At 69.6% G+C, this 18,863-nt stretch carries 19 protein-coding genes; 5 read left to right on the forward strand and 14 right to left on the reverse strand.

The annotated features are described in order from the left end of the window. Both G3I65_RS55265 and G3I65_RS55270 read right to left on the reverse strand, forming a co-directional pair. Nucleotides 1-735: glycosyltransferase family 2 protein (locus G3I65_RS55265; protein ID WP_160704531.1), on the reverse strand; the 735-nt coding region annotated here is incomplete at its 3' end. A gap of 133 nt (nt 736-868) precedes the next feature. After that, entirely contained in the window at nt 869-1,156 is a 288-nt protein-coding gene (locus tag G3I65_RS55270) for a WhiB family transcriptional regulator (protein ID WP_163046930.1), read from the reverse strand. A gap of 263 nt (nt 1,157-1,419) precedes the next feature. On the opposite strand from G3I65_RS55270, the gene G3I65_RS55275 reads away from it, so the two are divergent. After that, on the forward strand, nt 1,420-2,181 hold the full coding sequence (locus G3I65_RS55275) for a site-2 protease family protein (RefSeq protein ID WP_160704555.1): 762 nt from the start codon (nt 1,420-1,422) through the stop codon (nt 2,179-2,181). Between the two features lie 28 nt (nt 2,182-2,209). Here the strand turns inward: G3I65_RS55275 and G3I65_RS55280 are convergent, their stop codons facing one another. From G3I65_RS55280 to mshB, 3 genes are read right to left on the reverse strand one after another with little or no spacing between them, the layout of a single operon-like run. Next, a complete protein-coding gene (locus G3I65_RS55280) occupies nt 2,210-2,989 on the reverse strand; it encodes a hypothetical protein (protein WP_160704533.1) in 780 nt (259 codons plus the stop codon). Then, a complete protein-coding gene (locus tag G3I65_RS55285; protein WP_160704535.1) occupies nt 2,982-3,371 on the reverse strand; it encodes a hypothetical protein in 390 nt (129 codons plus the stop codon). Before G3I65_RS55285 ends, G3I65_RS55280 begins: the two co-directional genes overlap by 8 nt. Continuing rightward, nucleotides 3,368-4,210 carry an N-acetyl-1-D-myo-inositol-2-amino-2-deoxy-alpha-D-glucopyranoside deacetylase gene (gene mshB, locus G3I65_RS55290; protein WP_160704537.1) on the reverse strand — a complete coding sequence of 281 codons (843 nt, stop codon included), beginning with the start codon at nt 4,208-4,210 and terminating at the stop codon, nt 3,368-3,370. The genes G3I65_RS55285 and mshB overlap by 4 nt, the downstream gene beginning before the upstream one ends. A gap of 113 nt (nt 4,211-4,323) precedes the next feature. Here mshB and G3I65_RS55295 point away from each other — a divergent pair, with 113 nt between their 5' ends. Further along, complete coding sequence (locus G3I65_RS55295) at nt 4,324-6,105, forward strand: ABC transporter ATP-binding protein (RefSeq protein WP_163046928.1); 1,782 nt, start codon at nt 4,324-4,326, stop codon at nt 6,103-6,105. 93 nt (nt 6,106-6,198) lie between these two features. Further along, complete coding sequence (locus G3I65_RS55300; protein WP_203612775.1) at nt 6,199-6,552, forward strand: hypothetical protein; 354 nt, start codon at nt 6,199-6,201, stop codon at nt 6,550-6,552. A 6-nt stretch (nt 6,553-6,558) separates the two neighbouring features. Here the strand turns inward: G3I65_RS55300 and G3I65_RS55305 are convergent, their stop codons facing one another. The 6 genes from G3I65_RS55305 to typA form a co-directional block, all read right to left on the reverse strand. After that, on the reverse strand, nt 6,559-7,575 hold the full coding sequence (locus G3I65_RS55305) for an ABC transporter permease (protein ID WP_160704539.1): 1,017 nt from the start codon (nt 7,573-7,575) through the stop codon (nt 6,559-6,561). Nucleotides 7,576-7,657: 82 nt separating this feature from the next. Continuing rightward, entirely contained in the window at nt 7,658-8,587 is a 930-nt protein-coding gene (locus G3I65_RS55310) for an ABC transporter permease (RefSeq protein ID WP_160704541.1), read from the reverse strand. Then, nucleotides 8,580-9,596: an ABC transporter permease gene (locus tag G3I65_RS55315; protein WP_160704543.1), complete on the reverse strand. Its 1,017-nt coding sequence runs from the start codon at nt 9,594-9,596 to the stop codon at nt 8,580-8,582. The genes G3I65_RS55310 and G3I65_RS55315 overlap by 8 nt, the downstream gene beginning before the upstream one ends. Nucleotides 9,597-9,782: 186 nt before the next feature. Next, nucleotides 9,783-11,594 (reverse strand): ABC transporter family substrate-binding protein, encoded by a 1,812-nt coding sequence (locus G3I65_RS55320; protein ID WP_163046929.1) that lies wholly within the window; start codon nt 11,592-11,594, stop codon nt 9,783-9,785. A gap of 290 nt (nt 11,595-11,884) precedes the next feature. Continuing rightward, nucleotides 11,885-13,621 (reverse strand): ABC transporter family substrate-binding protein, encoded by a 1,737-nt coding sequence (locus G3I65_RS55325; RefSeq protein ID WP_160704545.1) that lies wholly within the window; start codon nt 13,619-13,621, stop codon nt 11,885-11,887. 335 nt (nt 13,622-13,956) lie between these two features. After that, nucleotides 13,957-15,882 carry a translational GTPase TypA gene (typA, locus tag G3I65_RS55330; RefSeq protein WP_125312673.1) on the reverse strand — a complete coding sequence of 642 codons (1,926 nt, stop codon included), beginning with the start codon at nt 15,880-15,882 and terminating at the stop codon, nt 13,957-13,959. A gap of 194 nt (nt 15,883-16,076) precedes the next feature. On the opposite strand from typA, the gene G3I65_RS56825 reads away from it, so the two are divergent. Then, nucleotides 16,077-16,226: a hypothetical protein gene (locus G3I65_RS56825; RefSeq protein ID WP_166641800.1), complete on the forward strand. Its 150-nt coding sequence runs from the start codon at nt 16,077-16,079 to the stop codon at nt 16,224-16,226. Here G3I65_RS56825 and G3I65_RS55335 read toward each other — a convergent pair. Beyond that, entirely contained in the window at nt 16,223-16,522 is a 300-nt protein-coding gene (locus tag G3I65_RS55335) for a YciI family protein (protein WP_160704547.1), read from the reverse strand. The genes G3I65_RS56825 and G3I65_RS55335 overlap by 4 nt on opposite strands. Before the next feature lie 213 nt (nt 16,523-16,735). Here G3I65_RS55335 and trpS point away from each other — a divergent pair, with 213 nt between their 5' ends. Then, nucleotides 16,736-17,701: a tryptophan--tRNA ligase gene (gene trpS / locus G3I65_RS55340; protein ID WP_160704549.1), complete on the forward strand. Its 966-nt coding sequence runs from the start codon at nt 16,736-16,738 to the stop codon at nt 17,699-17,701. On the opposite strand, the gene G3I65_RS55345 is transcribed toward trpS, so the two are convergent. Together G3I65_RS55345 and G3I65_RS55350 are read right to left on the reverse strand one after the other, a co-directional pair. After that, on the reverse strand, nt 17,694-18,083 hold the full coding sequence (locus G3I65_RS55345; protein ID WP_160704551.1) for a (deoxy)nucleoside triphosphate pyrophosphohydrolase: 390 nt from the start codon (nt 18,081-18,083) through the stop codon (nt 17,694-17,696). The genes trpS and G3I65_RS55345 overlap by 8 nt on opposite strands. A gap of 11 nt (nt 18,084-18,094) precedes the next feature. Beyond that, nucleotides 18,095-18,863, reverse strand: a 769-nt coding sequence (locus G3I65_RS55350; RefSeq protein WP_160704553.1) for a HAMP domain-containing sensor histidine kinase, incomplete at its 5' end; no start/stop codon positions are given.

Consider the following 18,863-nt stretch of genomic DNA (forward strand, 5'->3'; position numbering starts at 1 on the left):
GTCCGCCGCGCGCCGGCCGGTCGTGACGGCGCGCGCGTGCCGGACCCGCGCGGTCGGCACCGAAAGGACGAGCCCGCCGGCGGCGTTGGCGCGCCAGCCGAAGTCGAGATCCTCGCGCAGCAACGGGAATCCGCGGTCGAAGCCGCCGAGGTCGTCCCAGGCGTCGCGGCGCACGAGGGAGCCCGCGCTGGGCACGGCGAGTACCTCCGCCGGTTCGTCGCCGAGCGCGGCGATCTGCTGGCGGTGCCCGGACGCGTCGGTGGACAGGCCGGCTTCGACGATCAGCCGTGGATCGGTCCAGTCGAGCCCGAGTGCGCCGAGCACCGTCGCCGACGGCGTTTTCGTGGCGACGCGCAGGAGTTCGTCGAGGCAGTCCGGCTCGGGCGCGCAGTCGTCGTGCAGCAGCCACAGCCACGAGCCGGGGTCGCCCCAGCGTTCGGTGGCGTGCTCGACGGCTTCGGCGACCGCGGCCGCGAAGCCGGTGTCGCTCGAAAGTGTGATGACGCCGGACAGCACGGGAGAAGAATCCGACCCGGCGTCCTCGGCCGCTTCGGCGAGCAGCCGCGGGGTCGCGTCGGTGGATCCGGTGTCGACGGCGAGCACGTGCCGGGGCCGGACGGTGCTGCGGCGCAACGAAGAAAGCGCCAGCGGCAGCCAGTTCTCACCGTTGTGACAGACCACAATGGCCAGAACGGGCGCGGTGCGCAGGACGGGCGGCGCGGCGGTGCGGGGCAACGAACGCTCCAGATCAGGCGGCGGGTCGGTGCGGCCACCCTACGGCCCCGGTCCGTCACCCGGTGGTGAACCCACGCTGAGCGTTCACCACGTGGAATCACCGGTGACGCGACGCATCACCGGTGACTCCCCCTCAAACGACGCGTTTCTTCAGCTTGCGGCGCTCCCGCTCGGACAGACCGCCCCAGATGCCGAAGCGCTCGTCGTGGGCCAGCGCGTACTCAAGGCACTCGTCCTTGACCTCGCAGCCCAGGCAGATCCGCTTGGCTTCGCGGGTGGAACCGCCCTTCTCGGGGAAGAACGCCTCCGGGTCCGTCTGCGCGCACAGGGCGCGTTCCTGCCAATCCTGCTCTTCCTCGGTGGCATCGATGAGCTCGGTGAGATCTCCCAGAGCCTGCTCCGGGATCTCGCCCCAACCCATGACGTGCCCCCATTCCTTACCATCGGCTTCCAACCGCACGTCCGCCTCCTCGCTCCCTAGCACTCCCCAGGCTGGCGGTGGTGAAACGACACTCGCCGCCCCCTCTGGCGGCGAATGACATCACTGTGATTACACCCGTGTAGTGCGGTCAGGTCAAGCGGAGTAGCGAGTTCGGGGGACGTCGGAGCCCGATCGCGCAAGGGGACACGCCGGTAACTTCACACCGGGCATACGGAAGACTGGGACTCGTGCAGAAGTCAGCAGTGCGCCCCAGCCCGGTCTTCCTCGGCATCCTCGCGCTCACCGTCGCCGGCGGGGCGATGGCCGCGTTCGGTGACATCAACACCGTTTTCGTCCGCGACCGCGACCCGCTGCTCATCGCGGGCGTCGTGATCTTCGTCGCCGCCGGCTGGGTGGCGTCGCTGTCGCTGCACGAGTTCGGCCACGCGATGGTCGCCTACCGCGGCGGCGACTACAGCGTCGCCCACAAGGGTTACCTCACGCTGGACGTGCGGAAGTACACCGACCCGGTCCTGTCGATCGTCCTGCCGCTGATCTTCCTCATCATCGGCGGCATCCCGCTCCCCGGCGGCGCGGTCTGGATCAACCGCGGCGCGCTGCGCTCGCGCGGGACGTCGTCGTGGGTCTCGCTGGCGGGCCCGCTGAGCAACCTCGCGGTCGGCGCGGCGCTGGCGCTGGTGGTCGCGCTGGTCCCGATGGCGGGCGGCCTCGTGATCGCGATGTCCTACCTGGCGCTGCTGCAGATCGTGACGTTCATCCTCAACATCCTCCCGATCCCCGGCCTCGACGGCTGGGGCGCGATCGAGCCGTACCTGCCCCCGCGCGCCCGGGAGATCGGCGCGCAGGTCCGCCCGTGGGCGCCGATCATCCTGTTCGGGATCCTGTGGTTCATCAAGCCGGCGAACGCGCTCCTGTGGAACGCCTCGTACTCGATCTTCGGCGCCTTCGGGGGCTATGTGGACGGTGCGCAGATCGGGTTCAGCGTCTTCCAGTTCTGGAACTGAGGTTTGGCGGGAGCGCCGCACGGGAAGCTCAGGTGCGGTGCTCCGTCAGCCAGATGTGCGCCCGTTTCCAGGCCACCCGCAGCCCCGACCGCTCGCCGAGGTAGTCGCCCGCCGCGCCGACGACCGGCAACATGCCGATCGCACGGTGCAGGAAGTTGCCGCGCGGGCGCTTCTCCAGTTCGCCGGTGATCCCGAGCAGCCCGCGCCCGAGCCGCCACAGCGTGCGGCCGGCCGCCTTGACCGTCGCCTTGCCGTGCTTCTTCTCCGACGCCGTCAGCTCCTCGGTCAGCTTCGCGGCTTCGTCCGCCTCCGCGGCCTCGTCGTGCTCCGGGTGCCTGCCCGCCGCGAGGTCCGCGTCGATGTCGCGCTCGAAGAGCACCCAAGCGATGAGCCGCACGCGCGTACCGACGTCCGTGACGCCGTACTCGCCCGCGATGGCGCACAGCAGCAGCCCCTGCGACGCCGCGCCCAGCGCGTCCTGCACCGGCAGCCGGTCGGCCAATGCGCCGCCGAGGCCCGGGATCGACGTCAGCAGCGCCGTGAAGCGGCCGACGCGGTTCATCCACCAGCTCGACCGGTCGTAGCCGGTCATCCGGGCCCACGCCGCCGTGCCGGGGACCTTCACCGACGTCACGCCGTGGATCAGCTTCGCCTTCAGGCCGGTCTCGACCTCGGCGAGGTCGTCCGCCGCGCGGGCCTGCAGGCCGAACGGGTCGGACTCGCGCAGCGCGTCCAGCATCGGCCCGCACGCGCGCACGAACGGCCGCAGCACCGCCACGACCTGCTTGTCGGAGATCGCCTCAGCCACGTCCCGCTCCCCTTCCCACCGCACGGCCCAGCCCGCCGCCGAGCACCAGCGCACCCGGCAGCGCGCTCGCGCCGAGCAGCAGCAGCGCCCGCCAATCCTGGATCAGCACCAAGTCGCCGCCGGGACCCAGCATGCCGACCCCGAACACGACGAGCACCCACACGGCCAGGGGTACCCACGAAAGAGCGGGCCGCACCAGCTTCGCCGTGGTCGACACCAGCCACGGCGTGGTGACGGCGCCCACCAGGACGGTCACCGGCAGCGGCACGACGCCGATGCGCAGCGGCAGGAAGAACAGCTCCAGGATCGCCAGCAGGACCGTGTCGAAGCCGAGCAGCAGCAGGAACAGCCGTTGCTCCCAGGTCAGCGGCTCCACGGTCACAGTCCGCCGAACAGGTCGTCCGCCGCGCCCTCGGCGGGACCGTGCGCGAGCACGAAGTAGTCCTCCGCCGCGATCGGCTGGGCGACCTCGTTCGTCAGCGCGAAGTACGGGACGGGACCGTCGACGACGGCCAGCTGTGTCGCGTGCGCGCGCAGCGCCGCCACCTTCGCGGGGACGTGCGCGGCGACGTCGAGCACCGTCGTGATCTCGTCGTCCGGGGTCGTGGGCAGCTCTTCGTCGGCCGGGACGCCGTATTCGGGCGCGCCGGCACGCAGCGCGCTCAACCCGGTGCGCACCGCGTTCTTCGACGCCACCGTGTGGAACACCCGCGCCACCGACTCCGCCCCCGGCGCCGCCGCCATCGTGATCTCGTGCGCGCGGATGTGGTCGGGGTGGCCGTAGCCGCCGAACGCGTCGTAGGTGACGACGACCTGGGGGCGCACCTCGTCGAGGACCTCCGCCAGCTGCGCGGCCTGCTCTTCGGCGCTGCCGCCGGTGAACGCCCGCGGGTGCGACGCCGACGGCGTGCCCGCCATGCCCGAATCGCGCCACCGGCCGATCCCGCCGAGGTAACGGTGCCGTGACACCCCCAGCGCGGCGCACGCGGCCTTCAGCTCGCTGACGCGGTAGCCGCCCAGCTGGTCGGCGGCCCAGGCGCCCAGCCCGGACAGCTCCGCCAGGCCCGGCATGATCTCGCCTTCCTCGCCCAACGTGCAGGTCACCACGGTCACCTCGGCGCCTTCGGCGGCGTATCGTGCGATCGTGGCGCCGGTGGTGATGCTCTCGTCGTCGGGATGGGCGTGGACGAGCAGCAGCCTGCGCGGTACCGGGGAGATCACGGGTTGAGCGTAATTCCCGTGCTCCGACCTTCGTCGGGGACACCCTCGGTTATCCTCGCGCGAGTCGCGACCGCCGCGTCGCGATCGTCTGTACCCCCACGAAGGGCATCTTGGTGAGCACTGAAGCAACTTCGGCGGACGTCGCCGGCGTGTCCGGATCCGTTCTGTCGATCTCCGACCTCAGCGTGTCGTTCCAGACCGAGGACGGCGTCGTGAACGCCGTCAAGGGCATCGGGTTCGACGTGCAGCCCGGCGAGATCGTCGCCGTGGTCGGGGAGTCCGGGTCCGGCAAGTCCGTCACGTCGATGTCGGTGCTGGGCCTGCTGCCCAAGACCAGCCGGATCGCCGGCGAGCTGCGCCTCGGCGAGCGCAACCTGGCGGACCTCAAAGAGAAGGACATGCAGAAGATCCGCGGCAACCAGGTCGCGATGATCTTCCAGGAGCCGATGACCGCGCTGAACCCGGTCTACACGGTCGGCTGGCAGCTGCGCGAGTCCCTCCGCTCGCACCTCGACATCTCGAAGGCCGCCGCGGACAAGCGCGCGGTCGAGCTGCTCGACATGGTCGGCATCCCGAACCCGGAGCTGCGGTTCAAGCAGTACCCGCACCAGCTCTCCGGCGGTCTGCGCCAGCGCGTCGTGATCGCCATGGCGATCTCCTGCGACCCGAAGGTCATCATCGCCGACGAGCCGACCACCGCGCTCGACGTCACGGTCCAGGCCGAGATCCTCGGCCTGCTGCGCAAGCTGCGCGACACGCTCGACACGGCGATCGTGCTGATCACCCACGACATGGGCGTCGTCGCCGACATGGCCGACCGCGTCATCGTCATGTACCAGGGCGAGATCGTGGAAGAGGCGCCGGTGCGCGAGCTGTTCGCGTCGCCGAAGGAGGACTACACCCGGCGGCTGCTCGCCGCGGTGCCGGTGCTCGGCCAGCGCCCCGAGGGCCGCCGGCTGCTCGACGACACGGGCATCGACGCCGACAGCTCCGAGGCCGCCAAGATCGCCGAGGAGATCCGGCTGGCCGACGCCGAGCTGGAGGCCGTGATCGAGGAGGCCGCGCCGGCCCTCGAGATCAAGAACCTCGTGCTCGAGTACCCGGGCCGCCGCGGCCAGGCGAAGAACCGCGCGGTGGACGACGTCTCGCTGACCATCGCCAAGGGCGAGATCGTCGGCCTGGTGGGCGAGTCGGGTTCCGGCAAGTCGACCGTCGGCCGCTGCGCCGTCGGCCTGCTGCGCGCGACCCAGGGCACGATCTCGATCGCGGGCAAGGACATCACGACGATGTCGGCGAAGGAGATCCGCCCGCTTCGCCGGTTCTTCTCGATCGTGTTCCAGGACCCGGCGTCCACGCTGGACCCGAAGATGACGATCGGCGAGTCGATCGCCGAGCCGATGGTGCTGCACAAGGTGCTCTCCGGCAAGGAGCTGTCGTCGCGGGTGCGCGCGCTGCTCGACAAGGTCGAGCTGGGCGGGCACTACATGAACCGCTACCCGCACGAGCTCTCCGGCGGCCAGCGCCAGCGCGTGGCCATCGCCCGCGCGCTGTCCCTCGACCCGGCGCTGCTCATCGCGGACGAGCCGACCTCGGCGCTCGACGTCTCGGTGCAGGCCCGCGTGCTGGACCTGTTCCTCGACCTGCAGCAGTCGCTGCAGTTCGCGTGCCTGTTCATCAGCCACGACCTCGCGGTGGTCGACCTGCTCGCCGACCGCGTCGCGGTGATGCAGCACGGCAAGCTGGTCGAGGTCGGTACGCGTGACCAGGTGCTGCACTCGCCGCAGCAGGAGTACACGAAGCGCCTGCTGTCGGCGGCCCCGGTCGCGGACCCGATCCTGCAGGCCGAGCGCCGCGCGGCTTGGGAGGCCGGCCGGCTGGCCCCGGTGGCCGACTGAGGCTCTGACCCGGACGAAAAGGCCCCTGCCTGGCTACAGGCAGGGGCCTTTCGCTGTGCGAAAATCAGTCCATGTCGACCACGCGAAAGGGCGATGGCGCGTAGACCGCCGGCCCGGGTCCGCGCGGACTCCCCTCGCCGCCGTGCGGCGGGCGAGCGGGTCCCCACGCTCAGCGGCCTCTCACCGCGGGGGCTGGCGAGCCTCGTCCGCCTCGAACGCACGCGGCTGTGGCCCGGGGCCGCGGCCGAGGCGCTGCGAGCCTGGGAAGCGTTCGTGCGCCACCCGTTCCACCGCCTGTGGGATCCGGCGTCCGGCTGCGGAGTCCTTCGGTGCTGCCCCGATCCGGACGAGCTGCGCCACGTCCTGGACCTCGTCGCCCACGCCCTGCCGGCCGGGGACGCCCGAGCCTTCCGCGACCGGGTGGCCGCCGCTGCCGAGCTGTGGTGAGCGCGCTCAGCCCACGCGGATGCGGGGGTCCAGGATGCCGTACAGCAGGTCCGCGATCAGGTTCGCGATCACCACGCTCGCCGCGATCACCACCAGCCAGCCCATCAGCACCTGCGGGTCGTTCTTGTTGACCGCTTCGACCAGCAGCGTGCCCATGCCGTGCCAGTTGAACACCGTCTCCGTGATGATCGCGCCCGTCACCGTGGCGCCGAAGTTGACCGAAAACAGCGTCATCACCGGGATCAGCGCGTTGCGGAACGCGTGCCGCCAGATCACGCGGCTGTTCGAGACGCCCTTGGCGCGCGCTGTGCGCACGTAATCGGCGCCCAGCACCTCCAGCATCGACGCGCGCTGGAACCGGCTGTACGCGGCGAACGTGATGGCCATGATGGACAGCGTCGGCAGCAGGAACGCGCCGACGTACTTCGCGAGCGCGTCGCCCACCCCGGTCGCCGACAGGCTCTCCGGGCTCGTCGTGCGCAGCCACGGGTCACCGAGGACGTCGGCCAGGCCGAGGTCGCGGACCCAGATGTTGGCGCGGATCGCGTAGCCCTTCAGCACGATCGCCACGCAGAAGATGGGCATCGAGAACATCAGGAACGCCAGCGTCGTCGCGGCGTAGTCCCAGATCGAGTACTGCTTGACCGCGGCCAGCACGCCGACCAGCACGCCGAAGAAGAGCGCCAGCACGGACGCGGTCAGCACCAGCTCCAGCGTCACGTTGAACGCCGCCATCACCTTCGGCGCCACCGGCGTGAACGCGTTGCCCTGGGCGATCGAGATGCCCCAGTCGCCGCTCAGGAAGTGGCCGAGCCAGGTGAAGTAGCGGGCGACGACGCTCTGGTCGAGACCGAGCTTGTGCTCGGTGTCGGCGATCGCCGCCGCGCTGATGCCGGGCTTGCTGCGCAGCTCGCCCAGCGGGTCGCCGGTGTTGGCCACCATGACGAAGCAGAGGAACGTGCCGACCAGCATGACCGGGATGGAGATCGCCAGCCGTCTGAGCACGTAGAGCACAAGGTTCATCCGAAACCCCCAGGTCCGGCGATCCCGCGGCGAGAACGAGCGCGGGGGTGACCGGAACCCCGGTCACCCCCGCGTCGTGCGTTCAGGCCTTCATTCTCCGCTGGCGCGGGTCGAAGGCGTCGCGAAGACCGTCACCGATGAAGTTGATCGTCAGTGAAATCAGCACGAGCACGATGAACGGCCCGAAGAACAGCGCCGGCCGTGTCTGCAGCTGGGCGTAGTTCTCCAGGATGACGCGGCCCAGCGAGGTGTCGGGCAGCTGGACACCCAGGCCGATGAAGGACAGCGCGGCTTCCGCCAGCACGGCCTGCGCGACCGCGAGGGTCGCGTTGACCGTGATGCTGCCGACCATGTTCGGCACGAGGTGCTTGAAGATGATCCGGACGACGCCGGCCCCGGAAGCGCGCGCCGCGTCGACGAACTCGCGCTGGGCCAGCGACATCGCTTCGGCACGGGTGATCCGGGCGATCGGCATCCACGCGAACGCCGACAGCACCAGCGCGACGATGTACCAGGTACCGCCGCCGAACACCTTGGCGAGGATGGCCGCCGCGGCGATCTGCGGGATGATCAGGAACAGGTCCGTCACCCGGGAGATCGCCGAGTCGGTGAACCCGCGCAGGTAGCCGGCGACCGCGCCGAACACGACACCGATCACGGTGGCGAGGATCGACACGGTGAGCGCGATCAGCAGCGAGTACTGCGTCCCGCGCAGCACCTGCGACACCATGTCCTTGCCGACCTGGGTCGTGCCGAGCGGGAAGTCCCCGCTCGGCTTGGCGAAGGACGGGAACGAGCTGTCCTGGTAGCTGTGCTTCCAGAAGATCGGCATCAGGATGCTGATCAGCACGATCAGGACCAGCACCGCCGTCGAGGCCATCGCCAGCTTGTGGTGCAGGAACTTCCGCAGGACCAGCTTGCCCTGGCTGCGCGGTTCCGGCAGCGCGTCCGCCGGCAGCGTGCCGTCGGCCGCGGCGGTTTCGGTCGCGAGAAGAGAGTTCAAGTCAGCCAACGCGAATCCTCGGGTCCAGGATGCCGTACATCAGGTCGGCGATCAGGTTGGCGATGATCACGAGGGAGGCGATCACGACGAGCCAGCCCATCATGACCTGGGTGTCGTTCTTCGTGACCGCTTCCACCAGCAGCGTGCCCATGCCGTGCCAGTTGAAGACCGTTTCGGTGATGATCGCGCCGGCGAGGACCGAGCCGAAGTTCACCGAGAACAACGTCGTCACGGGGATCAGCGCGTTGCGGAACGCGTGCCGGAAGATGACCCGGCCGTTCGCCAGGCCCTTGGCGCGCGCGGTGCGCACGTAGTCCGAGCCCATGACCTCGAGCATCGAGGCGCGCTGAAACCGGCTGTACGCGGCGAAGCTGATCGCCATGATCGACAGCGTCGGCAGCAGGTACGCGCCGATGGTGCTGGTTATGAAGTCCCCGACGCCGTCGGTCCGCAACTGCTCCGGGCTGGTCGTGCGCAGCCACGGGTTGCCGAGGACGTCGGACAGGCCGAGGTCGCGGACCCAGCCGTTGATCTCGATCGCGTAGCGCTTCAGCACGATCGCGATGCAGAAGATCGGCATCGAGAAGAGCAGGAAGGCGAGGGTGGTCGCGATGTAGTCGATGATCGAGTACTGCTTCACCGCCGCGAGGACGCCGACGATGATGCCGATGATCAGCGCGAGGATCTCGGCGCCGACGACCAGCTTGAACGTGACGCCGAGCGCGGCCATCACCTTGGGAGCCACCGGCGCGAGGGCGTTGCCCTGCGCGATGGAGATGCCCCAGTCGCCGGTCAGGAAGTCACCGAGCCACGTGAAGTAGCGCGGGATGATGCCCTGGTCGAGACCGAGCTTGGCGGCCGTGGCGGCCAGCGCCTCCTTGCTGATCTGCGGGTTCTGGCGCAGTTCGCCCAGCGGGTCACCGGTTCCGGCGACCATGACGAAACACAAGAAAGTCCCGACCAGCAGGACGGGAATCGATATCGCCAAACGGCGAAGGATGTAGATCACCAGGTTCAACGAACTGCTCCTCATCCGGGCCTGGTCGTCAGAAGTGCGCTGGACCGCTACCCGGTTGTCTACCGTAGTGGCGGTAACCCTACGGTCAACAGCTACTTCCGGTGGGTACCGGGGCCCGGCTTGTGGCCGGACCCCGGTACCTCCCAGGTCATCTGGAGCGAGGGGAAAGAAGAGGCGGGACGAGCCCTACTTCTTCTGCTCCCACTCGCCGACGTTCCACAGCACACCGTCGTACGACTGCATGTAGACGCGGTCGATGCCCTTGAACGCCCACATGCTCGGCGTCTGGAACAGCGGCAGGGTCGCGTAGTCGTCGGCGATGGCCTTGTCGGCCTCCTGGTACTTCTGCACCTTGACCTGCTCGTCGGTGGCCTTCACCGCGGCGTTGTAGGCGTCGTCGATCTTCGGGTCGCACAGAGCCTGGTAGTTCTGCTCGCCACCCTTGTCCGGGCAGACGTAGATCGACTTCGACTCCGCCTTGAAGGGCTGGGCCGACCAGCCGAACAGCGCGACGTCGTAGTCACCGGTCGAGACGCGGCCACCCTTGAGGAAGTTGGCGTCGGTCTCGTCCTTGACCTCGATGCCGGCCGCCTTGGCCTGCGAGATGATGATCTCGACGGTCTGGCTGCGGCGCGCGTTCTGGTTGTGCGTGATCTTGAACGAGGCACGCACACCGTTCTTCGCGAAGATGCCGTCGCCGCCCTTGACCCAGCCGGCGTCGGTCAGCGTCTTGGCCGCCGCGTCGGCGCCCAGGCCCGCCTTGCTGCTGTACAGGTCGGTGTAGCCCTCTTCACCCTGGAAGAAGACGACGCTGTTCAGCGGCTCCGCGTCCGCCTGGACCTCCTTGAGCAGCTTGTCCGTGATCTCCTTGCGGTTGACCGACTCGAGGAACGCCTTGCGGAGGTCCTTGTCGGCGAACATGCGCTTGAAGTTCAGGTCGAGGTGCTCGTAGGTCAGCTGCGAGGCCGAACCGTAGGTCACGCCCTGGGCCGCGAGGCCCTTCATCGTCTGGGCCGCGGTGGCGTCCGGCTGGGTCGACGCCGCGACGTCGATCTCACCGTTCTGCAGCGCGGTCGCCATCGCCTTGGTGTCTTCCATGGCGCGGATGACGATCTTCGACGGGCCACCCTTGCCGCCGACCCACATCGGGTTCTTCTCGAGGGTGACGGCCTTCTGGTTGGCGTCGAACGCGGTGATCTTGTACGGGCCCGACGACGGCATGATGTCCGCCTTGAAGCCCTTCCACTCGTTCGACCAGAAGTCACCGGCGGCCTTGATCTGCGCCGGGTCGCCGGTCGGGGCCAGCTTCGTGATGTCCGCGATGCCGGTCTTGGCCTCGAGGACGTGCGCGGGCATGATCGCCGGCGCGTTGAACAGGCCCTTGTAGTCCAGGTAGGGCTCGCTGTAGTCCGTGACGAAGGTCAGGTTGTCCTTGCACGTCGCGGTCTTGATCAGCGAGTACCCGGTGGTCGAGGCCGAGTTGAACGGGTTCTTGCCGTCCGGGCCCTTCGCCAGGCCGCTCTGCGACAGCCACGCCAGGTACAGGTCCTTGCAGTCGTACGCCTGCCCGTCCGACCACTTGACGTTCGGCTTGATCTTGTAGGTGACCTGCTGCGGGTCCTTCTGCGTGACGTCCCACGACTCGAAGACGTCGTTGTTCAGCAGCACCTTGTTGTTGCCGTCGAGCTTCAACGTACCGGAGAGCACCGCGGTCAGGACGTAGTTGTTGTACGAGCTGTTGGTGTCCGGGGTCTGGTTGTTGTACCCCGAGTACCCGTCGTCGATACCGATCGTGACCGTGCCGTCGTACCCCGGGGTGTCCGCGAGCTTGAACAGGTCACCGGTCTCGGCCTTGCCGGCAGCCATCGACTTGACGTCGGTCGACGATCCGTTCTGATCGGTGCTGCCCGAACCCGAATCACCACCGCTGCAGGCGCTCAGCAGCAGCGAAGCGCCGGCGACGAGCGACAAAGCGGAGACTGCTTTGGATCTCCTCATGAAGTGTGCCCTCCTAGCACTGGGCCCTTGAATATCGGGACAAGGGCCCACACCGCTCCGGTTTGGATGGGCCGGAGCCTACGACACGCCAAGCGACACTCAACTGGCGCACTGCGGGAGCACGCTAGAAAGGAAAAGCACCGACAGTCACCAGTTCAGGGTCGATCGTGACCAAAGGGTGACTTCCAGTGGACGTCCAGAAATACGACGGTTACCTCACGGATTCAAAGTCACCCACTCGAAGGCGTCGGTGAAGATCACCCGGTAGTACTGAATGCGTAGTCGCGCGATTACTTCGGGCCGCGAGTCCAGTTCACCGCGGACCCGAATGGGCCCACCATGGGGGGACCTGGCGTGACGCCCGAGATGCCCGACCCGATCGCCAGGGTGTCAGCCAATTGGAACAACGGGACCACCACGTTCTGGCGCCAAAGTTCAGGCTCAAGGGTGGTGAGGGCTTCGGTGGCGGGCGTCGATCCGGACAGCGCCGCGTCGATCGACGGCTGCAGCGCCGGGTCGCAGAACCCGGCCGAATTGCCCGGAACGACGGGCTTGGCCGGATCGGCGCCGGTGGCCGTCTGCTCGGGGCGGCAGCCGAAGGTCGACGCGAGCACCGAGGCCGGGTCGCCGCCGACCGCCTGCGGCACGACCGCGACGTCGATCCCGACGTTGCCCGCCGAGTCGCCGGTCGGCTGCTGGACGCCGTTGACGACCGGCATCGCGAGCAGGCCGCCGAACAGGTCGCGCGGCTGCGGGGTGATCGCGTTGACCTCGATGCCCTGCGCGACGAGCTGGGCGGTGAGCTCCTTGGCGATCGACGCGTACGGCTCCTGGGTGCCCGGCGACGCGATCACCAGCGAGAGCGCCTTGCCGTTCTTGCGCCAGGTGCCCGCCGTCTTGGCGTAGCCCGCCGCCTTCAGCGACTCCTCGGCCTTGGCGACGTCGGGCGCGGTCGGCGGGCCGGGCGGGATGGTCGCCGCGTACCCGGTTTCCGAAGGCGCCTTGACCTGGGCGTCGGCGTGCAGCGTCGACGACGGGCCACCGGCGACGCCCTCGGTGATCAGCTTGTTCCGGTCGAGGAACGCGGCGACGCCGGCGCGGACCCGCGAGTCCTGGAGGGTGGCGCTGACCGGTCGCAGCAGGACGCCGGCCACCACCGGCCGGGCCACCGTGTGCAGCCGCACGGCCGGGCCGAGCTCGCCGAGCCGCTTGAGCTCGTCGCCGCTGGTCCGGGCCAGCGCGAACTGGTCGTTGCCGCTCTGCAGCGCGGCGAGCAGGGTGTTCTGGTCCGACCGGCGCAGCACGATCCGGTCGATCGCCGCGGGCTTCTCCCAGTAGCGCTCGTTGCGCTCGAGGATGACCTCGCCGCGGGCGGTGTCGATGCTCTTGATCGAGAACGGCCCGGCGACGGCCGGGAAGTTCGCCGCGAGCGCGCCGCGCCAGCCGTCGGGCGCGTCCTTGAGCAGGTGGGCGGGCAGCAGGCCGGAGAACAGCGCCTGCCAGCCGGGGTACGGCTTGGCGAAGGTGACCTCGACGCGCTTGCCGCCTTCGCGCGACTGCAGGTCGGTGATCTGCCGGTAGCCCGCCGGCTCGATGACGCCGGGCTGGTCGCGCATCTGCGTGCGCAGGTAGTCGAAGTCCTCGGCGGCGATGGGCGCGCCGTCGGACCACGACGCGTCCGGCCGGATCTCGTAGGCGACCACGAACGGCTGCTGCGAGACCACCTCGGCGGACTTCATGAGGTTCTTGTCGAGCTGGGTGCTGCCGTCGTCCTTCTGGCGGAACACCGAGGGCAGCAGCAGCTGCGACAGCGCCGAGGTCACCTGGGACGAGTCCGCGAGGTTGTGCGGGTTGTACCCGCCGAGCACGTCGTCGACGCCGACGACGATCTGCGACGGCGTCTTGCCGGTGGTCGACACCGGCGCCACCGACGAGGACACCACCGGGGGTGGCGGGGTGTTGGAGCACGCGGTGAGCAGCACGGCCGCGAGTGCCAGTACCGGCACCGCCTTGCGATTCACCCGCACGCCCCGTTCCTCCCAGATTCAGCCGATCGGGTCAGCCATGCTCCCACGACCGCCTTCGCGGCCGGAACCGAGATTCCCATACCCGGATCGGCCGGGCGCACCGCCCCGTCGTGCCGCTATGGAGAAGGACGCGCGGACCACCGTCCGGGTTCCCGGACCGTTCCGGAACGGCGGAACGGTCGGGCACGCCGTCCGGCGCCCTATAAAGATATAAGGAGAAGGCAACCGGATTTCGTGACAACGCGTCGGCCGCTTTTCTACCCGGGGTGACGGAAGAGGGCACGAAAAAGCCTCCCGGCGGCACGCGCCGGGAGGCTTTTTCGCGGTCTCGCGGATCAGCCGTTGTCGCGGCTCTTGGCGCGCGAACGCTCCTTCGCGCGGGTGTTGACGTCCAGGGTGACCTTGCGGACCCGGACGACCTCCGGCGCGACCTCGACGCACTCGTCGACGGAGCAGAACTCCAGCGCCTCTTCCAGGCCCATCTTGCGCGGCCGGGCCAGCGTCTCCATCACGTCGGCGGAGGACTGACGCATGTTGGTCAGCTTCTTCTCCTTGGTGATGTTGATGTCGAGGTCCTCGAAGCGCGGGTTCTCGCCCACGACCATGCCCTCGTACACCTCGGCGCCCGGCTCGACGAAGAAGGTGCCACGGTCGGCCAGCTGGATCATCGCGTACGCGGTGACCGGGCCGGTCCGGTCGGCGACCAAGGAGCCGCTGTGGCGGGTGCGGATCTCGCCCGCCCACGGGAAGTAGCCCTCGAACACGTGGTTCGCGATGCCGGTGCCGCGGGTCTCGGTGAGGAAGTCGGTGCGGAAGCTGATCAGGCCGCGCGACGGGAGCACGTACTCCAGCTTGATCCGGCCGGTGCCGTTGCCGCTCATGTCCTCCATGCGGCCCTTGCGGGCGGCCAGGAGCTGGGTGATCGCGCCGAGGTGCTCCTCCGGCGAGTCGATGTAGAGGCGCTCGAACGGCTCGTGCAGCTTGCCGTCGATCGTGCGCAGGACGACCTGCGGCTTGCCGACGGTCAGCTCGAAGCCCTCGCGGCGCATCTGCTCGACGAGGATGGCCAGCGCCAGCTCGCCGCGGCCCTGGACCTCCCAGGTGTCGGGGCGCTCGGTCGGCAGGACGCGGATCGAGACGTTACCGATCAGCTCCTGGTCGAGGCGGGCCTTGACCAGCCGCGCGGTGACCTTGTCGCCGCCGTTGCGCCCCGCCAGCGGCGAGGTGTTGACGCCGATGGTCATCGAGATCGCGGGCTCGTCGACGGTGATCCGGGGCAGCGCGACCGGGTTGTCGACGTCGGCGAGGGTGTCGCCGATCGTGATGTCCGGGATGCCGGCGATGGCGACGAGCTCGCCGGCGCTGGCCTCGGTCGCCGGGACGCGGGTGAGCGCCTCGGTGACCAGCAGCTCGGAGATGCGGACGTTCTGCACCGTGCCGTCTTCGCGCATCCAGGCCACGGTCTGGCCCTTGCGCAGCTTGCCGGCGTGGATGCGGATCAGCGCGATGCGGCCGAGGAAGTTCGACGCGTCGAGGTTGGTGACCAGCGCCTGCAGCGGCGCGTCCAGGTCGGCGGCGGGCGGCGGCACGTGCCGCAGCAGCGTGTCGAACAGCGGGTCGAGGCTCTCGCTCTCGGGGACCTCGCCGTCGGCGGGCTGCTCGAGGCTCGCCTTGCCGGCGCGCGCGGAGGCGTAGACGACCGGGAGGTCGAGGATCGCGTCGTGGTCGGCGTCCTCGATGTCGCTGGCCAGCTCGAGCAGCAGGTCGTGGGTCTCCTCGACGACCTCGGAGATGCGCGCGTCCGGCCGGTCGGTCTTGTTGACCAGCAGGATCACCGGGAGCCGGGCCTCGAGGGTCTTACGCAGTACGAAACGGGTCTGCGGCAGCGGGCCCTCGGACGCGTCGACCAGCAGGACGACGCCGTCGACCATGGCCAGGCCGCGCTCGACCTCGCCGCCGAAGTCGGCGTGGCCGGGGGTGTCGATGACGTTGATCGTCACCTGGCCCTCGGGCGTCTGGCGGTGGATCGAGGTGTTCTTCGCGAGGATGGTGATGCCCTTTTCCCGCTCGAGCTCACCGGAGTCCATCACGCGGTCGACGACCTCGGCCCGCTCGGCGAAGGCGCCGGACTGGCGCAGCATCGCGTCCACGAGCGTGGTCTTGCCGTGGTCGACGTGGGCGACGATCGCGACGTTGCGCAGGTCGGGCCGGGTCTTACCGGTCGGCCGGCCGGTTTCGACGGTAGCGCTGGCTGCGGGCACGCGAGAACTCCTGAACTTCAAGGGGTGGGTGGCCGCGCAAGCCGTTCAGGCATCCCGTGACCGGCTCTGGTCACACGCGGACCTCACCCAGGATACCTGCCACCCCATTGTGAGCGGCCCCACGCCCCCCTGGCGCTTAGGCTGACCTAACGTGGAAACCCGGTGAAGGTCGCCGATCCGGAAGGTGCGTGCGCGTGGGCAAGAAGCACGACGACCCGCGGAAGGTCGTGCGCAAGCTGATGAAGGCCGGCAAGGTCAAGAAGAAGTGCTGCCGGTCGAAGCCGCGCTGCAAGAAGTGCCCGGTATTGGCTCTGAAGAAGGCGAAGCTGGACCTCGCTGCCTAGTGCGGGATGGCCTCGTTGACCAGCCGGAGCTCCGGCGCGGTCTTCGTCGGTGAGAACTCGATGACCTCGTACTTCGCGAGGTGCTGCACGCAGAACGGGTCGGTCGCCAGGATGGCGTCGAGCTTCCCGCGGGACATCGGCCGCGTGATGATCACGCCGCCGTTGCGCGGGTTCCGCGCCCCGGACGCCAGGAAGTGGCCGTGCTCGTACTGCTTGTTCAGCCACTCGGCGTGGTCCGGGAGTGCCAGGTCGATTTCTTCGATCGGGGCCGTGTAGTTCAGCAGGACGACATACATGGCTAAGACCGTAACTCCGTTCGCGCGCGTCCGCGTCCGGACGATGCGAAGTGGTGACGGACCGGGCTATAGTCGTCCCATGCACGCGCAGACCGCCAGCTGGTGGCCGCCCTCGGCGGCCGTCTAGTCCTGCGCTGATCACCAGCGGCCGCCCCGGACGGGCGGCCTTTTTCATGCCTGCTCCGGGGTGGTCCCACCTCGGAAGGAAGTCCCATGAGCAAGCTGTCCGGCATCACCCCGTCCGGTCACGTCCACCTCGGCAACTACCTCGGGGCGGTCCGCCGCTGGGCGCTCGAGGGCGGCGCGGACGACCTGTACTTCGTCGCCGACCTGCACGGCATGACGACCCCGCACAACCCTGCGAAACTCCGATCACTGGCACACGAGCAGCTGGCCGTGCTGATCGCCGCCGGCATCGAGCCCGAGCGGGTGTTCGTCCAGTCCGACCTGGCCCGCGAGCTGGGCGCGCTGACCTGGGTCCTGGAGTGCACCTGCAACTACGGCGAAGCCGCGCGGATGATCCAGTTCAAGGAGAAGTCGAAGGGACAGGCCGGGGTACGGCTGTCGCTGCTGACGTACCCGGCGCTGATGGCCGCGGACATCCTGCTCCAGGGCGCGGCCGAGGTCCCGGTCGGCGAGGACCAGCGGCAGCACGTCGAGCTGACGCGCACGCTCGCCAAGCGCTTCAACAGCACGTACGGCGAGGTCTTCACGATCCCCGAGGCGGTCCTCCCGCCGGCGGGCGCGCGGGTCAAGGACCTCGCCGACCCGACGCGCAAGATGTCGAAGTCGACGCGCGACGCGGCCGGCGTGGTGTTCGCGCTGGACGAGCCGGACCAGATCCGCCGCAAGATCCGCCGCGCGGTCACCGACGGCGGTTCGGTGCCGGAGCACGACCCGGAAACCCGGCCGGGGATGGCGAACCTGCTGGAGATCCTGGCCGCCTGCCGGGGCGGGTCACCGGCGGACCTGGCTGCGGAGTTCTCCTCGTACGGCGCGGTGAAGGACGCCGTCGCCGACGCGGTGATCGAGGAGCTGCGGCCGCTGCGTGAACGAGCGTTAACGCTGCTCGGTGACGTCGCGGAGCTGGGCCGGGTCCGCAAGGCGGGTGCCGAACGCGCCCGCGAGCGCGGCTCCCACCGGCTCGACGCGGCCCTGCGGATGATCGGGGCTAACTGAGCAGCGCGCGCAGGGCCGGGAGCAGGATCCGGTCGGCGGGCAGCCAGTCGACGTCGTCGAGGTCGTCGGGCCCGAGCCAGCGCACGGCTCGGTGCTCGACGGCCCGCGGCTCCCCGCCGGGCGAAACGAGCGAAGCCGCGTAGATGCGGAGCACCTTCCCGCCGGGCAGGGCGACGTCCTCCCCGACGCGCTCCCCGACCTCGATGACGACGTCGAGCTCTTCGCTGCACTCCCGCGCGAGCGCGAAGGCGTCCGATTCGCCGGCTTCGACCCGGCCGCCCGGCAGCTCCCACTGTCCCGCGTGGTCGGCGGGCCAGGCGCGCTGCTGGGCGAGCAGCTTCCCGGCACGCACGAGGGCGGCACCGACGATCACACCGTTCACAGCCCCGGAATCTACCCGGAAGCCCCGGCGCCGCCTGCCACGCGCCAGACCACGACGAAGCGCGCGCCACCGTCCGGGGACTCGCCCACCTGGACGCGCCCGCCGCGCCGCCGGACGGTCTCCGCCACCATCGCCAGCCCGAGGCCGGTTCCGCCGGAGGACCGAGCCCGGTCGTCGGCGATCCGGTAGAAGCGGTCGAACACCTTCTCGCGGTGCTCCGGCGCGATGCCCGGGCCGTCGTCGTCGACCACCACCCGGACCGTCGAGCGGGTCGCCAGCACCGACACCACGATCTCCGCGCGCGCGTAGCGGCAGGCGTTGCGCAGCAGGTTGTCCAGCACCAGCTCCACCTCGGCGTGCGCGGCCGACGCCCAGGCCTGCGCCACCGCCGTGTTCACCCGCGTCTCCGGTGCCTCGGCCGGCAGGCGGGCCACGGCCGAGCGGACCTCGCTCACCAGCTCGACCGGCGACGCGGGCGGCACCTCGCCCGCGTCCGACCGCGCCAGCGACAGCAGCCCGTCCAGCAGCGACGACAGCCGCTCGGCTTCGGTGAGGATGTCCGACAGTGTCTCCTGGGACAGCTCCGGATCCGGGTTCGTGACGGCGACCTCGGCCTGCACCCGGATCGACGCGACCGGCGACCGCAGCTCGTGCGCGGCGTCGCCGGTGAACCGCCGGAGCCGCTCGGCCGCCTGCTCCTGCCGCGCCAGCAGCGCGTTGAACTCCTCCGCCAGCGCGCGCAGCTCGTCGTGGGAGTCCGGCAGCGCCAGCCGCGCGCCC

The sequence above is a fragment of the Amycolatopsis sp. SID8362 genome (assembly GCF_010550475.1).
Lineage (GTDB): Bacteria > Actinomycetota > Actinomycetes > Mycobacteriales > Pseudonocardiaceae > Amycolatopsis > Amycolatopsis eburnea.